This window comes from Flaviflexus ciconiae (assembly GCF_003971195.1).
Classification (GTDB): Bacteria; Actinomycetota; Actinomycetes; order Actinomycetales; family Actinomycetaceae; genus Flaviflexus; species Flaviflexus ciconiae.
The window spans coordinates 2,211,831-2,226,715 of record NZ_CP034593.1 but is presented as its reverse complement, the minus strand read 5'-3'; the positions used below and the strand labels follow the sequence as shown (position 1 = coordinate 2,226,715).

The following is a 14,885-nucleotide window of genomic DNA, read 5'->3' as shown; positions in this document are numbered from 1 at the left end:
TGGTAACCAGCTCGCCTAGTTTATCTTGCTTGTTGCTATTGCTCAAAGTGAACCCGGTGTGAGACGGCCGACGTCCGCACTAGTGGAGAGGTTAGGCGCGCTATCCGCGTTAAAGGTCTCTTTCCAGCTTACGCGTAGGGATGTGCAGGGCCGAGAGCTGTGCAATCAATGTCAACACTGGGGAATGTTGGTGGGAAGACTCCCCAGGAAACTCCCCCTGACCCTCGCTTGGGAGCAAAAACCTACTAGTCTTGATGTAGTTCCGGACCACCTGGCCGGCCGTCATCGGAAAGGGGAAAACGCGTGGGAGCTTTTGGCAAGTTCGAGCGCGGCATCGAGAATGCCGTTAATTCCGTGTTCAGCCGCGCCTTCAAGTCGGAGGTCAAGCCGGTCGAAATAGCGTCGGCAATCAACCGTGCGATGGACGAGGGGGCCGCGGTCTACTCTCGGTCTCGCACAATCTCTCCGAACCAGTTCCGGATCACTCTGGCGTCCGATGACTACGCGAAGATCGACCAGTGGGGTCGGGTCGCTATCGAGGATGAACTCAGCGATCACGCCATCAAATACGCCACCTCCCAGGACTACACATTCCTTGGTCCGATAGCCATTGCATTCGAGGAGGCCGAAGAACAGGGCACAGGCACCGTTCGCGTCACTTCCCAAACCGTTCGAGGAGCTGTTGCACCCGTGACTACATCCGTTCCCTCCGCAGCAAATCCCATCATCGATGTTCAGGGACAGCGTTACCTTCTGACGGGCCCGGTTACGATCATTGGCCGCGGCTCCGAATCTGACATTGTCGTTGACGACACCGGCGTATCACGCCACCATCTCGAACTGCGGGTAACGCCACGCGGCGTTATCGCTACCGATCTTGGTTCCACGAACGGCAGCTTCGTTGAGGGCCACCGGATCTCTGCCGCCACGCTTGTTGACGGTAATACGATCACGATTGGCCGAACGAGAATCATGTTCTGGAATAGCCCGGAGAGCTACGCATGAGCGAGCTTGTACTGACACTTCTCCACATCGGGTTCCTTGTCCTGCTGTGGATCTTTGTCATGGCGGTGACATTGACTTTGCGCCGGGACATTTACGGTGTGCGCGTCAAGAAGCGTGGGCAGAAGCCGCAACCGGTTGCCCCCGTTAACTACCACCAGCCCAAGGCTAAGGCCCCGCCAAAGCCTAAGAAGGGCGTTCCCACAAAGATCGTTGTGACCGACGGCCCTCTGGCCGGTACGACCGTTCCGCTTGGCACCGCATCAATCATTGTTGGGCGTTCCCCCGATTCCGCTCTCGTACTGAACGACTCGTATTCTTCGGCCAGGCACGCCAGGTTCTTTAATTCCGAGGGTTCCTGGTTCGTTGAGGACCTGCAATCCACGAACGGAACATTTGTCCACGGTCAGCGTATCGACCATCCCATCCCGCTGAAGGCAGGCGACTCGGTCACGATCGGCCAAACCACCTTCACCCTGCAACGCTAGGCGCTCAATGTCAGTTCAACTTCGCTTTGCCGCTCGGTCGGATGTTGGTGCGGTCCGCAAGAACAACCAGGATGCTGGTTACGCTGGACCGCATCTCCTGGTGCTTGCTGACGGCATGGGTGGCGCGGCCGGTGGCGACACTGCCTCGAGCGTCACGGTCAGCAAACTATCCGAACTCGATGACATTCACCGCGCCGACGATCTGCTACCGATGCTGCGGGAAACGGTCACGGAAGCTCACGACGAGCTGGTTGCCATGGCAACCGACGACCCGGCGTTGAAGGGCATGGGAACCACCTGTATCGCTCTCATGCGGTCGGGGAACAAGCTCGCTATGGTCCACATCGGTGACTCACGGGCCTACCTGCTTCGCGGTGATTCCCTCATTCAGGTGACGAAGGACCACACTCTCGTCCAGTACCTGGTCGACCACGGTCAGATCACGCCGGAAGAGGCCGAGAACCACCCGAAGAAGAACGTGATCATGAGGGCGCTTGGCGACACGGAGGGCGAGGTCGAGCTCGACGAGTCCGTGCGTGAAGCGGTCGTTGGCGACCGGTGGCTCCTTTGCTCCGACGGTCTGTTCGGTGTTGTCTCCAACGAAACGATCGCCCACACGCTCCTCCACTACGCAAACCTCGAGAAGTGCGTATCCCGGCTCATTGAGCTTGCCCTCGCGGGCGGGGCTCCCGACAATGTCACTGTTGTTCTCGCCGATATCCTCGACGATCGCGAGATCTCCGGTGCCAACGCGCCCTCCCAGATTCCTGTCGTTGTCGGTTCCGCCTCCGCAGAGTTTGAGAGCGGGAAGAGCAAGCGTCCAGTTCGCACCGGGGACGTTGCCGACCCGAACTGCGTTGAGGACGACGAAGCACCGAAGAAAAAGAAATGGCCGGCACGGCTTGCTGTTCTTATCGGTGTTTTCGTTCTTCTTGCTGGCGGCATCTTTGGCGCCTGGTTCTGGACGCAGTCCCAGTACTACGTTTATTCAGCTGACGGGAACGTCGGTATCTACCGGGGCGTCCCTCAGGCCCTCGGGCCCATTGAACTTTCGCACCTTGATGAACGCACCGACCTACAAATCGAGGATCTGACGCAAACGGCGCAGCGCAGGCTCGAGGAGCCCGTCACGCATTCGTCCCGGGAGGACGCCGAGAACTACGTCTCTGATCTTGAGGATGAATTCCTCCGGGACCAGATCGTTGAAAACGAGGAACAGAAGGAAGCCGACGACGCCACGGAGGATCCCACCGAGACCCCAAGTCCGGTCGACGGTTCCAACGAGGATCCAGCGGATGAGCCGTCGCAGACTCCGCCGCCCCGTTCCGACAGCGGTGGTCAGCCGACCGAGAGTGACACTCAGCCTGAGGAAACGCCCTGATGGCGACAGTCACTCATCTCGCCGCCCACCCCGGTAGGCTCCCCGAGTTCTTCCTCACGATCCTCTCGGCCGTGATCAGCCTGGGAGCGTATTCACTCGTGCATCTCGGAGCGAATGGAGAAATGCCGGGGAATATCATGGTCGTGTCCGCGATCTTCGGCGGAACAGCGCTGCTCGTTCATCTTCTTATCCGATGGGCCGCTCCCTACGCAGACCCGGTTATTTTCCCGTCCGCCATGGCACTCAACGGCTTGGGTTTGGCCATGATTGAACGGATCGACATTGCCACCGGAGGTAGCCAGGTCACCTCGCAGGCTATTTTCACGCCCCTTGGCATGGTGCTAGCTGCCCTCGTTGTCATTGCTTTACGCGACCACCGGGTGTTGCGAAAGTTCACGTACACGTCTCTTATCGTCTCCGCCGTTCTCCTTGTCCTGCCGCTTATCCCGGGCCTTGGCAGGGAGATCTATGGCGCAAGGATTTGGATCAGCATCGCTGGCTATTCCTTCCAGCCTGCGGAACTCGCAAAGATCTTCCTCGCGATATTCTTCGCCGGTTATCTCGTCGTCAACCGCGACAATCTGGCTTTGGCGGGCCCCAAGTTTCTGAAGATCCAGTTCCCGCAGCTCCGGCACTTTGCTCCGATCTTGCTGGCCTGGGCTATCTGCCTTGCCGTCCTGATCTTCCAAAAGGACCTCGGAACCTCAATCCTGTTCTTCGGCCTCTTTGTTTCCATGCTTTACGTGGCAACCGACCGGCTGTCGTGGATCGTTATCGGCGGGCTCCTGGCACTCGGCGGCGGCTTTGTCGTGTTTCAACTGTTCCCGCACGTCACGGCCCGCTTCAACGTGTGGCTGAACGCCATGGACCCAGAGGTTTACGATGCTGCGTTCGGCTCCTACCAGGTCGTCCAGGGCAATTTCGGCATGGCGCACGGCGGCCTGTTTGGAACGGGGCTCGGTCAGGGTTATCCCGGCATTGTTCCCCAGGCGAACTCCGACTTCATCATTGCCTCAATCGGCGAGGAGCTGGGCATGGCCGGAGTTTTTGCCATCCTCGCTCTCTATCTCATCATCGTCATTAGGGGCCTGCGTAGTGCTGCCTATGTTCGTGACGGCTTCGGCAAGCTCCTCGCAGCGGGCCTTTCCTTCACCATCGCACTCCAGGTTTTCGTTGTCGTTGGTGGCGTGACTCGCCTTATCCCACTCACCGGCCTCACGCTCCCCCTCATCGCGCTTGGTGGCTCATCGCTCCTGTGCAACTGGATCGTCATCGGCCTGCTCCTGCGAATCTCGGATGCTGCACGACGGCCCCAGGTGCGGTCCAGCGAGCCCCTGCCGCCGGCCTGGGACATTGATGACGAGTACTGGGATAGTGGCGACGAAGAATCAGCTGAGTCAGAGGAGAAGACTCCACGTGACGAGTCCGATGCTGACCGCACAGACACTCAGGCGGTGAACCTTTCGTGAACCTTCCCATCAGGCGGCTTGCCACTCTCGCAGCCATCATGTTCCTCGCTCTCTTGATCTCCGTGACCATGATCCAGTTCGTGAAGGCACCCGAACTGAGCGCCGACAGTCGCAACGTCCGAACGATCTACGAAGAGTACGGCCGCGAGCGCGGCCCCATCATCGTGGCCGACGAGACGATCGTGACGTCCGAGCCGGTCGACAACCTGTATTCGTTCCTCCGCACCTACGAGCAGGGGGAACTGTATGCCCACTCAACGGGGTATTTCTCTGTCGCGTTCAACTCGATGACGGGCGTGGAGAGATACGAGAACAGTGTGCTCGGGGGCTCCGACACGTCGCTTGCCATTCAGCGGCTCCGGGATCTCATTACCGGGGACGAGCAGCGCGGCGGCGGGGTTGAGCTCACTCTCGATCCAGAGATCCAGCAGGCAGCGGTCGATGCTCTTGCCGGGCAGAAGGGTTCCATTGTGGTTTTGGAGCCGAACACGGGGCGGATTCTTGCCATGGTGTCGATTCCTTCCTACGATCCGAATCTGCTTGCAACCCACAACTCTGCCGACGCTCAGGCGAACTATGATGCACTGATCGCGAATCCAGATCAGCCTTTGCTTAACCGCGCCACGGGCGGCAACCTGTACGCGCCCGGATCGGTATACAAGATTGTGACGGCCACGGCGATGCTGGAAAGCGGCGCCGACATGGATGATGAGATTGAGGCACCCACAGAGTATTCACCTCCCGGTACCACCCACGTTATTCACAACCCGGGTGAGGCAGCATGCGGTGACGGTTCCGGTGAGGCAACCTTGCTTCAGTCGATCCGCCAATCGTGCAATACACCTTTCGCTATCGCGGCCGTCGAGCTTGGCGAAGACGCGATGAGGGAGCAGGCCGAGAGGTTCGGTTTCGGTCAGTCCCTGTCGATCCCCATGCCTGTCACTCCTTCGCAGTTCCCGGACAGCCAGACCCAGGCTGAGCTCGCTCAGGTTGGTTTCGGCCAGTACGAGCTGAAGGTGTCGCCGATGCAGATGGCGATGGTCGCCTCGTCGATCGCGAATGACGGGTCGCTCATGACTCCCTATCTGGTCGACCGTACGCTCTCTGCCGATCTGGATGAGATCAGCACAACCAGCCCGTCGGAGTTCTCGCGACCCATGAGCGAGGACACGGCCGAGCAGCTGACGACGATGATGGTTGATGTTGTCGATAATGGGACGGGTTTCCGGGCTCAGATCCAGGGTGTGGACGTGGCTGGAAAGACCGGCACCGCCGAGATATCGAGCACAATTGCCCCGCACGCCTGGTTTATTGGTTTCGCCCCGGCCGACAATCCTGAGGTGGCAATTGCCGTTTTAGTGGAAAATGGTGGAAACCAAGGTTTTGGAACAGACGGTGGCTCGCTCGCAGCCCCCATGGCCCAGTCGGTCTTGCTGACCGCACTGAACGACTAGGTCAAAAGGAAAGGTAGAACATGGTGGACCAACTCCCCCGGATGTTAGCCGACCGCTACGAGGTTGGCCGGCTTATCGGGCGTGGCGGGATGGCACAGGTGTACATCGCCTACGATACGAGGCTGTCACGCACGGTCGCCATCAAGATCTTGCGTTCCGACATGGCAACGGACGACACGTTCCTCGCCCGCTTCCGGCGTGAGGCCCAGTCATCCGCTGCTCTGAACCATCCGTCGATCGTTGCCGTCTACGACACGGGTGAGGAAGAGGTCGAGACCGGGACCGGCAAGGTCACCCTGCCATTCATTGTCATGGAGTACGTCAACGGACAGACGGTCCGTGATCTACTTGCCGACGGCGACCCGATCCCGATCGACGAAGCCGCGCACGTGGCCGCCGGTGTCCTATCGGCACTGGAATACTCGCACCGCGAGGGCATCATCCACCGCGACATTAAGCCGGGCAACATTATGTTGACCCCGGACGGGTCGGTCAAGGTCATGGACTTCGGCATTGCCCGCGCACTGTCCGATCATCACTCGACCGTCACCCAGACAAACACGGTTGTTGGAACCGCCCAGTACCTGTCGCCCGAGCAGGCACGCGGCGAGGTGGTCGACATTCGTTCCGACCTTTATTCTGCTGGTTGCCTCCTGTACGAGATGTTGGTTGGCAAGCCGCCGTTCACCGGTGACTCGGCCGTTGCCGTTGCCTACCAGCACGTCTCCGAGGTTCCCACCCCACCATCAACCGTGACGGCTGATATTCCGGATTCTATTGACCGCGTCGTTCTCAAAGCCCTCGCGAAGAACCGCGATGATCGCTACCAAACAGCCGCGGCATTCCGCTCCGACCTGCTGAGTGCTGTCCGTGGACAAGCGGTCACCGCACCGGCCACCACCGCCTACGTGGCCCCCGCACCAATGGCCACACCAATCGCCACCACCGTGTTCCCGACCGGCCAGTCGGTACCATCCGCGGTTTCCGCACATACCGGCAACTATCCTCCGTACCAGACGGGCCAGTTCCCGGCGCAGGAGAAGAAGTCGAGCAACGGCTGGCTGTGGGCCATCATTGTCATTCTTCTCGCGGTTCTTGGCTTTGTTGCCTGGCAGGTATTCGGCAACGATGATCCACCAGAAGAACCCACACCAACAATCACAATGGTGGACGTTCCCAACCTCGAAGGTCTGGACCAAACCGAGGCGCGGACAACCTTGGAGGATCACAATCTTGAGCTCGTAATCGGCGAGCCCGTCGAGTCTGATGATGTCGAAGAGGGCCTCTTTGTTTCTTCCAACCCGGAGATTGGCACCTCTGTCGAAGAGGGCAGCACCGTCACCGTGTCGTTCTCGTCCGGCGTTGGCGAGGTCACCGTCCCCGATGTCACAGGCCTTAATGTCGATTCCGCTCGAAACCTCATCGAGGCCGAGGGCCTCGTGTGGGGCACCTCAGATTCCGTTGATAACTTCCCCGAATATGACGAGGGTGAAGTTGTTTCCTCGGACCCTGCCGCCGATCAGCAGGTACCGCGTGGGACACAGGTCAACGTTCAGGTTTCCTCGGGACGCGTCTCTATCCCGAATCTCCTCAACATGAATATTGATATCGCCACGGCAGAGCTGGATAATCTCAAGCTGAGTTACCGGATCGAGTACGAAGAAACTGCCGAAGCCGAGCCCGATACTGTTATCGCTCAGGACTACCGCGAAGGTTCAATCGTCGATACCGGCACCCAGATCACGATCACGGTTGCGGAAGAGCCCCCGGCCACGGAGGATCCGACGACAGAAGATCCCACACCGACCGAGGATCCGACGACAGAAGATCCAACCCCCACGGAAGATCCAACGCCCGACCCGACCACCGAAGAGCCACCTCCTACGGAGGAGCCTTCGCCTACCGAGGGAGAGTAGACCCGCGGGATGAATCAAGGGAGCAGTTCACGAGCTGCTCCCTTGATCTTGACGTCTCCCGGTCTTGGACATCTCCCAGTATTGCCCCGGGTAACTATCCGCGGTCGACTAGGGGCCTGAGCCCTTCAGATTTGCCGACGGCTTCGCTGTCTCCCGCGAGTGCCAACCAGTTGGCAAGCATGCGGTGCCCGCCCTGCGTGAGAATCGATTCGGGATGGAACTGGACTCCCCACAGTGGCAGGTTCCTGTGCTGGACCGCCATGATCACTTCACCGCTGGCACTGAGGACCGAGGCGGTTACTTCAAGCTCATGAGGATTCGTTCCGTCTTCGATGGCGAGGGAGTGGTATCTGGTTACCTCGAGGGGGCTCGGCAGGCTATCGAACACTCCGCCGCCGGCATGGCTGATCTGGGAGGTTTTGCCATGCATGAGCTCCGGCGAATGGGACACGGTGCCACCAAAGACCTCGGCAAGGGCCTGGTGGCCAAGACAGACGCCGAGCATCGGCTTCTGATTGTCTGCGCAGTAACGGATCATATCGATCGACACTCCAGCATTAACGGGAGTTCCGGGGCCCGGTGAGATAAGCACCCCGTCGTATTCCGCCGCATCTTCAGGGTCAACCGCATCGTTTCTCACAATGTCGACCTCCGCTCCAAGCTGTTGAAGGTAGTCGGCAATCGTGTAAACGAACGAGTCGTAGTTGTCGACGATAAGAATTTTTGCCATCAGCCCACCGTGTTTTCGGAAATTGGGAGGTGTTCGGCTGCCCATGGGAAAACCCAGCCGAAGAGAAGAACAATAATCGCGGCGACAATGATGAGTACTTGAATCACCTTGAGCCACGTCGGACCGGGGAGCCGGCGGAACAGTGCAGAGTACATCAAAGCTCCTTCGGTGTGCCCTCGCTACGGGGCATCCAGTAGTCGAGCTCTGCGTAGGTTATCCAGCGCTCGTTCGAGATGAAGGGAGGGTGGCAGGTCGTCAGCGTCAGGTAGTACCCATCGGCGGCGACTCCCGGGTTTCCGGGGACCGGGGCGAGAACTTCGATGGCGGTGGGGGCAACAATCTCGTGTTCGGTCACGCGGTACACGTAGAAGTATTCGGCAGTTTCCACGATGAGGGGGTCTCCCGCCTCGAGGTCCGGCTGGTTGCGAAGGGCAGCGCCGTAGGACTGCCGGTGCCCTGCCAGGGCAAAATTGCCGAGCTCCCCCGGCATCGCCGTATCCGTGTAGTGGCCCAGGCTTCCCTTATCGATAACGGTCGAGAGGTCTGTGCCTTCGGCAATACCAACCTCGTAGTCATCACCGAAAGCGGGAATGTGCATAACTCCCCACAGGTCGTTCGTGCCAATCGAGGCCTTTACTGTAGCAGTATCAATCACCGGGGGATCACTCCGGTACTCGGTCGGTTCATCAGCAGGTTCTTCCGCGGGTTCTGGAATCTCCTCACGGAACTCGCTGACAACACGGGACTGCTCCCGTCCGGCGATAACGTCGGTCCACCAGATCTGCCAAACGACGAACAGGATGATGATGACACCCGCTGTGATGAGGAGTTCTCCAACAACACCTAGTACCCTCGTTGGAGCAGACGGTTTAGCCTTGGTGTGTCGGCCCATGGTCGCCCTCCTCATCGCAACGCCAGTCCGGTTAAGATTATGCCATCACAAGGATAGGAGCGAACATGCCCGAATCAAGGCGTCGCAAAGCCGCTGTCCAGAAGAAGCGGGCTCAGGAAAATGTGGAGATCGAGAAGAACCGGGAGCTCAAGGGCTCACCCCGGTGGTGGGCGCCCCTCATGGTGGGCCTCATGCTTCTCGGCCTTATCATTGTTGTCACCGCGTACGTGACCGGCGGTAACTACCCGATCGGTTTCGACAACGGTAACTACAACCTGTTCCTCGGCTTCGGAGTCATGCTCGTTGGCTTCCTCATGACAATGGGCTGGAAGTAGCGGGTGGGGGTATTCGCTAAGCTCGCGAAAGGCACCATCGCACCAGAACCCGGTCATCCCGGTCTCGAGCCTCTCCAGCTCGCAAACTCCGATGGTTCCCTCTACATGCGTACCGAGACGAATCTTCCGGCTCGTTGCATTGATGGTCGTCGGCCAACCACCCCGTACGCACAGGTCGTTCCCTGCGCTCCCGGCGGATCACTCAGCCTGCTTGTCGCCCTCGCTGCGGCCCGCGGAATCACCGATCCTCTGTGGGGTGCTGACGAACTGAGTAACCGGCTCACCTGGTACGGGTCCGAGGGTCACATCCACGCCGGCCCCGACGACCGTTCTAGCGGATGTGGGGCGCTCGACGGACTGTCGACCATCATCGACTACGCGAACGAACAGGAGCCGCTCCTTCGGGAAGTCGCCGCAGAACTCGGTCTTCCCGTCCAGGTCACGTATCCTCTTGCCTCCCTCAAGGGTCAACAGATCGATACCCCCGGTATCTACCGCATGTTCGACGAGAAGCCCGACACGAAGCTGACACCGCTCCGCGGCGTGCACCAGGAAATCGCGATTATCGTGAACCACGAAAAGGGCACAACGATCGACCAGAATGTCCTCGACCAGATCGGCAACATTGACGTTTTTGACGTCGATGCCTGGTCGCTCGAGGTCGCTGCCGACTGGCTCGTCGACAACTACAACGTCGACCGTAAACGCGTTGCATCCGCCCTATCGGCCTTCACCGTCGCAACCCTTGCCATCCTGGCACGGCCCACCATGAAGGTCCTCCTCCACGGCTAACATGCGATGTACCCGTGGTTATCCGCCCACGCGGATAACCACTCGCCTAGGCGACTCGTTGTGTCGGAAATGCTGAGGGCTGCTCTGGCCTCAGCGACACCGCCCGTCTATACCGTCGGTCTATTCTGCATAGGCTGGTCCGCATTCGTGGGGCGGGAGTAACCTGCTTGCGCCCATCATGCGTGGATCGTTTGAACGTTGGGAACTTGCGTGCTCTCCTGCTCAAGCCAATCACCTTCCATCTCGGTACCTCCAGGCTCGCAGGAAAAACTGCGCTGTGAGGTAGGACACGGGAAAGGTCGCGTGGATTCTTTTCTAACAGGTTAGCTGAGAACGATCTAGCAAGTTGGCGAAGAACAACACTGTCCGGCATCGAGGCACGCTTCCGCTGCACGGAGGAGCCTCAGTCCGCGTTGGGAGTTGACGTTTCCGAACGGGATAGCGGAAGAAGTCTTTGAACGGTTTACGACTCAAAGTCTTCGAAGAAAGGTCCCTTGGTGGCTAGCTCAGCAAGGTAGGACGACTCCCAGCCGATCCACGGGTGCTTGGACAAGTTATCGTTGGTGAACCGCAGATCCGACGACACTTCGGTTTCACAGAAGTCGGGTATTTCAAGGTCAACAACCGGACCGGTTCGTTCGCATTCGGCGAGGATCAGGCCGTGGTTTTGCCCGCCAAACTCGTCGATCTCCCAGCCGTCCTCCCCCAGCCAAATCGAGTGGCGGTTCTTGATGACGATCCGCTGAGATCTTTGGAGAATCGAGACCGCAACAGCGCTATCGAGCTGCTGGTCGAGCTCGTACCGCTGGCCGGAGACAGGCGGGGATTTCACGGTAATCCAGGCTCCTGACAGTTTCCCCACCACGCCCTCGAGGACTTTGCGTTCGTAGGCACCGAACCGGTCGGTGTCAGGATTGAAGTCGGAGAAGTCCACCGTCATGTCAGGCGCGGTCACTCTGACTCGGATGCCGTAACCGTCTTCCGCAAACACGTATCCCTGGATGATCAGGTTGTGATGAGCGTGCTCAACGACGTCAGGAAGTGCGGAGACAAAGAATTTCCTCTCAAACTCGAAGATCTGTTCAATCGGGTCGAGATCCATAATGTGACCTTTTCTGTAGGTTCCGACGTGTGAAATTAGGACGAAGTGCCGCACTTGTCCGAGTTTCGCGTGGCACCATGGATATATGCCACAACCAACTGGAGAAGACGTCAACGCAGCGGCCGGACGCCTCGGGCCGATGGTTCGGCGGACTCCGCTCGAACTGTCCCTCAGGCTGTCCGGGCTTATGCGCGGGGATGTGCTCCTCAAAAGAGAGGACCTCCAGGTTGGTCGCTCGTACAAGGTACGGGGCGCATACAACTTTATTTCCACACTAACTGACATCGAGCCGGAACTTGGCGTTGTCTGTGCATCCGCAGGTAATCACGCCCAAGGTGTTGCTTTCGCGTGCCGACAGCTCCGTATCCACGGCAAGGTTTTCCTTCCCGCCACGACACCGCGCCAGAAGCGTCGCCGGATCCAAGACATCGGAGGCTCCTGGATCGAGATGATCATTGAAGGCCAAACGTTTGATGCTGCCTCGCAGGCCGCACAGGCCTACGCCGATGAATCCGGGGCGATCTACGTGCACCCGTTCGATGATCCGCGGACGATTGCCGGCCAGGGCACCGTTATCAAGGAAGTTTTCGAACAGGCTTCGACCACCCCAAAGACCGTGATTGTTCCAATCGGTGGTGGCGGGCTCGCTGCCGGGACCGCGATCTGGGTGCGGGAGAACTATCCGGACACGAAGATCATCGGTGTTGAGCCATCTGGCGCCGCTTCCATGCAAGCAGCCATCGACGAGGGCGGCCCGGTCCGGCTACCGAAGGTCGACGGGTTCGTTGACGGCACGGCCGTTGCCCTCGTTGGTGAAACGACCTTCCCGATTATTCGCGATCTGGTTGACGAGATCATTCCTGTGCCCGAAGGCGCGGTCTCGACTGAAATGATTGAGCTTTATCAGACGGACGGCATCATCGCGGAACCCGCGGGGCACTCGCCTCCACGGTTGTCGCCCTCGGCCACGTGACCGCCGATGATGGTCCTGTTGTCTGCATTATTTCCGGTGGCAACAACGATATTTCGCGCTATGACGAGATCATCGAACGTTCCGCCGTTCACGAGGGGTTACGGCATTATTTCCTTGTCACGTTCCCTCAGCGTCCCGGCGCTCTCCGGCACTTCTTGGATGAAGTTCTCTCCGAAGGGGAGGACATTGTCCTTTTCGAATACACCAAAAAGAACAACCGAGAAACGGGGCCAGCGCTCGTTGGCATCGAAATCGATGCTCCGTCGCGGATTTCCTCTCTTCTTGAGAGAATGAACGCGTCACCGCTGGTTATCGAGAAACTGGAACCGGATACACCGGCCTTCAGTTTCCTGCTCTGAAGGAGAAGAAATGACCACCCTACCCACCTTCGAAGATGTCGGTGCAGCCGCCGCACGGATCAAGCAGTACACGCACGAGACCCGTGTCGTTGGATCCCGCCTGCTAAACAAGTACCTCGGTGTTGAGGTCCTTATCAAGTGCGAGAACCAGCAGCGCGGTGGCTCGTTCAAGACCCGTGGTGCTTTCAACGCAATCCTCTCTCGTATGGAACGCAGCGAGATCACGAAGGAACGTGGAGTTATCACGTACTCCAGCGGTAACCACGGCCAGGCAGTAGCCCTTGCCGCATACCAGCTCGACATCCCCGCGACCGTCTTCATGCCGACCGACGCACCCAAGGTCAAGATCGACATGACGAAGTCGTACGGTGTCGAGGTCATCATGTATGACGCCGAGAAGGACGATCGCGTTGCGATGGCCAACGCACTCGCAGAAGAGCGCGACTGGCCCCTGATCCCATCGTTCGACGATGCTGAGATCATTGCCGGTCAGGGAACCGCAATGCAGGAACTGCTACGGGAGGTCGGCCACGTCGACGCGCTCGTTTTGCCCGTCGGCGGTGGCGGCCTGATCTCCGGTTCTGCCCTGGTTTCAAAGGTCTTCAGTCCCGAGGCACAGATCTTCGGTGTTGAGCCCGCCGAGGCTAACGATGCACAGCAGTCTCTCGAGAAGGGTGAGATTGTCACCATCCCATCCCCGGTAACGATCGCTGACGGTGCGCGAGTCCGTAGCATCACCGAACTGACTTTCGACCTCATGAAGAAGAACGTCGACGAGATCATCACCGCAACCGATGATCAGATCTTCACCTCCATGAAGCTCGTCGCTGATCGCCTGAAGCTCGTTTCTGAACCCACCGGTGTTCTCGGCCTTGCCGGAGTCAAGACCCTTGTCGACGAGGGCAAGATCGCCCGTGGCTCCCGTGTCGCAACCGTGATCTCGGGCGGCAACGTCGACCTTGATACGTTCGCTACCTGCATTGCTTCCCCCGATGAGGCAATCAAGCAGATGCAGAACTGGCTGTCATGAGCACCAGCAGCCCCCAGTTCCAGACGCCGGGCCAGCAACCCGATTCGAAGAATCGGGGGCTGCTGATCACCATCATCATCCTCCTGCTCGTCATCATTGGCCTGGCTATTGCGCTGATCCTGACGATCTCCGGCGATGATGACTCCTCGGCAGGCCAGTCCCACGAGACCATCCAGGCCGAGACCATTGAACCCGATGTCACATTGGGATCGGACGGCGGAGCAGATAGTGACGCGAGCAAAACGGCAAGCGATTCTGACGCCGCAACCGATCCTGCGGAAACACCAACTGCGACTGTCGCACCGCTACCCACGGAGGATGCTACGTCCGGCACCGTGGAGGATCCTGATGCTCTTCTTGCGGAGCACCAGAGGGATTCCGAGGATCCGTATGCTCTCGGTGACGTGGACGCCGACATTGTCGTTGTCCAGTATGCCGACTACAGGTGCGGCTATTGCGCCCTGTGGCATGTTGAGGTTTTCGAAGCTCTCGAGCCATACATCGAATCCGGCCAGGTCCGGTTCGAGTACCGCGACCATCCGGTCCTTGGGGACGCCTCGATCTACGCCTCAGCAGCGGCACGAGCGGCCGAAAATCAGGGACTGTTCTGGGAGTACGGTGATGCCCTCTACGAGGACACGTACAACGGAACAAGCCCGGCTTACGACCTGGCCTACTTCGAATCCGTAGCGGAACGGGTTGGTGTTGAAGACATCGAACAGTTCAGCGCGGACCTGCAGGACGTGGAGACCCTCGAGGCTGTTCTGGATTCACGCCAGCACAATCTTGAGCTCGGTGTCACGGGAACCCCGTCGTTCATAATCGAGGACGTTTTTGTCCCCGGAGCCCTCGACGAGGAAGCCTTTATCCAGGTTGTTGAAAGCAAGCTCCCCTAGCGCAGCGAGCAAACACGTCGTCAGCTAACGTTTCGCGGGCACTCTCGTGAGCTCACCCGGGCTCGT

The 14,885-nt window shown here is 59.1% G+C and carries 14 protein-coding genes and 1 pseudogene; 11 read left to right on the top strand and 4 right to left on the bottom strand.

All coding sequences use genetic code 11. From position 1 onward, the window contains the following. The first annotated feature begins 303 nt into the window (after positions 1–303). Genes EJ997_RS09745 through pknB form a run of 6 tightly spaced genes read left to right on the top strand, consistent with a single transcriptional unit; the run spans position 304 to position 7,710 of the window. Positions 304–1,005, top strand: a complete 702-nt coding sequence (locus tag EJ997_RS09745; protein ID WP_126704378.1) for an FhaA domain-containing protein — start codon at positions 304–306, stop codon at positions 1,003–1,005. Beyond that, a complete protein-coding gene (locus EJ997_RS09740; RefSeq protein WP_126704377.1) occupies positions 1,002–1,490 on the top strand; it encodes an FHA domain-containing protein FhaB/FipA in 489 nt (162 codons plus the stop codon). The genes EJ997_RS09745 and EJ997_RS09740 overlap by 4 nt, the downstream gene beginning before the upstream one ends. A 7-nt stretch (positions 1,491–1,497) precedes the next feature. Then, positions 1,498–2,871 carry a Stp1/IreP family PP2C-type Ser/Thr phosphatase gene (locus EJ997_RS09735; protein WP_126704376.1) on the top strand — a complete coding sequence of 458 codons (1,374 nt, stop codon included), beginning with the start codon at positions 1,498–1,500 and terminating at the stop codon, positions 2,869–2,871. Next, positions 2,871–4,340: an FtsW/RodA/SpoVE family cell cycle protein gene (locus tag EJ997_RS09730; protein WP_126704375.1), complete on the top strand. Its 1,470-nt coding sequence runs from the start codon at positions 2,871–2,873 to the stop codon at positions 4,338–4,340. The genes EJ997_RS09735 and EJ997_RS09730 overlap by 1 nt, the downstream gene beginning before the upstream one ends. Continuing rightward, positions 4,337–5,794, top strand: coding sequence for a peptidoglycan D,D-transpeptidase FtsI family protein (locus EJ997_RS09725; RefSeq protein ID WP_126704374.1), 1,458 nt, complete (start codon positions 4,337–4,339; stop codon positions 5,792–5,794). Before EJ997_RS09730 ends, EJ997_RS09725 begins: the two co-directional genes overlap by 4 nt. Positions 5,795–5,814: 20 nt before the next feature. Further along, entirely contained in the window at positions 5,815–7,710 is a 1,896-nt protein-coding gene (gene pknB / locus EJ997_RS09720) for a Stk1 family PASTA domain-containing Ser/Thr kinase (protein ID WP_228201470.1), read from the top strand. A gap of 94 nt (positions 7,711–7,804) precedes the next feature. Here the strand turns inward: pknB and EJ997_RS09715 are convergent, their stop codons facing one another. From EJ997_RS09715 to EJ997_RS09710, 3 genes are read right to left on the bottom strand one after another with little or no spacing between them, the layout of a single operon-like run. Beyond that, on the bottom strand, positions 7,805–8,440 hold the full coding sequence (locus EJ997_RS09715; RefSeq protein WP_126704373.1) for an anthranilate synthase component II: 636 nt from the start codon (positions 8,438–8,440) through the stop codon (positions 7,805–7,807). Continuing rightward, complete coding sequence (locus EJ997_RS12940) at positions 8,440–8,595, bottom strand: hypothetical protein (protein WP_164719929.1); 156 nt, start codon at positions 8,593–8,595, stop codon at positions 8,440–8,442. Before EJ997_RS12940 ends, EJ997_RS09715 begins: the two co-directional genes overlap by 1 nt. Next, the gene (locus EJ997_RS09710; protein ID WP_126704372.1) at positions 8,595–9,332 is read right to left on the bottom strand and encodes a class E sortase; all 738 of its coding nucleotides are present in this window, start codon (positions 9,330–9,332) and stop codon (positions 8,595–8,597) included. Before EJ997_RS09710 ends, EJ997_RS12940 begins: the two co-directional genes overlap by 1 nt. Positions 9,333–9,397: 65 nt before the next feature. On the opposite strand from EJ997_RS09710, the gene EJ997_RS09705 reads away from it, so the two are divergent. Further along, on the top strand, positions 9,398–9,667 hold the full coding sequence (locus tag EJ997_RS09705) for a cell division protein CrgA (protein WP_126704371.1): 270 nt from the start codon (positions 9,398–9,400) through the stop codon (positions 9,665–9,667). A gap of 3 nt (positions 9,668–9,670) precedes the next feature. After that, positions 9,671–10,459: a hypothetical protein gene (locus EJ997_RS09700; RefSeq protein WP_126704370.1), complete on the top strand. Its 789-nt coding sequence runs from the start codon at positions 9,671–9,673 to the stop codon at positions 10,457–10,459. Positions 10,460–10,922: 463 nt separating this feature from the next. On the opposite strand, the gene EJ997_RS09695 is transcribed toward EJ997_RS09700, so the two are convergent. Further along, positions 10,923–11,561, bottom strand: a complete 639-nt coding sequence (locus tag EJ997_RS09695; protein ID WP_228201469.1) for a CYTH domain-containing protein — start codon at positions 11,559–11,561, stop codon at positions 10,923–10,925. Positions 11,562–11,646: 85 nt separating this feature from the next. On the opposite strand from EJ997_RS09695, the pseudogene ilvA reads away from it, so the two are divergent. The 3 genes and pseudogenes from ilvA (at position 11,647) to EJ997_RS09680 (ending at position 14,819) form a co-directional block, all read left to right on the top strand. After that, positions 11,647–12,893: pseudogene (ilvA, locus tag EJ997_RS09690) on the top strand (threonine ammonia-lyase IlvA). Positions 12,894–12,903: 10 nt separating this feature from the next. Continuing rightward, positions 12,904–13,923 carry a pyridoxal-phosphate dependent enzyme gene (locus EJ997_RS09685; RefSeq protein WP_126704369.1) on the top strand — a complete coding sequence of 340 codons (1,020 nt, stop codon included), beginning with the start codon at positions 12,904–12,906 and terminating at the stop codon, positions 13,921–13,923. Further along, positions 13,920–14,819, top strand: coding sequence for a DsbA family protein (locus EJ997_RS09680; protein WP_126704368.1), 900 nt, complete (start codon positions 13,920–13,922; stop codon positions 14,817–14,819). The genes EJ997_RS09685 and EJ997_RS09680 overlap by 4 nt, the downstream gene beginning before the upstream one ends. Positions 14,820–14,885 lie beyond the last annotated feature (66 nt).

Coding starts and splice junctions, on each gene's coding strand:
- EJ997_RS09710 (WP_126704372.1), bottom strand. CDS start 9,332: ATGGGCCGACACACCAAGGCTAAACCGTCTGCTCCAACGAGGGTACTA.
- EJ997_RS09680 (WP_126704368.1), top strand. CDS start 13,920: ATGAGCACCAGCAGCCCCCAGTTCCAGACGCCGGGCCAGCAACCCGAT.
- pknB (WP_228201470.1), top strand. CDS start 5,815: ATGGTGGACCAACTCCCCCGGATGTTAGCCGACCGCTACGAGGTTGGC.
- EJ997_RS09685 (WP_126704369.1), top strand. CDS start 12,904: ATGACCACCCTACCCACCTTCGAAGATGTCGGTGCAGCCGCCGCACGG.
- EJ997_RS09740 (WP_126704377.1), top strand. CDS start 1,002: ATGAGCGAGCTTGTACTGACACTTCTCCACATCGGGTTCCTTGTCCTG.
- EJ997_RS09695 (WP_228201469.1), bottom strand. CDS start 11,561: ATGGATCTCGACCCGATTGAACAGATCTTCGAGTTTGAGAGGAAATTC.
- EJ997_RS09715 (WP_126704373.1), bottom strand. CDS start 8,440: ATGGCAAAAATTCTTATCGTCGACAACTACGACTCGTTCGTTTACACG.
- EJ997_RS09705 (WP_126704371.1), top strand. CDS start 9,398: ATGCCCGAATCAAGGCGTCGCAAAGCCGCTGTCCAGAAGAAGCGGGCT.
- EJ997_RS12940 (WP_164719929.1), bottom strand. CDS start 8,595: ATGTACTCTGCACTGTTCCGCCGGCTCCCCGGTCCGACGTGGCTCAAG.
- EJ997_RS09735 (WP_126704376.1), top strand. CDS start 1,498: ATGTCAGTTCAACTTCGCTTTGCCGCTCGGTCGGATGTTGGTGCGGTC.
- EJ997_RS09730 (WP_126704375.1), top strand. CDS start 2,871: ATGGCGACAGTCACTCATCTCGCCGCCCACCCCGGTAGGCTCCCCGAG.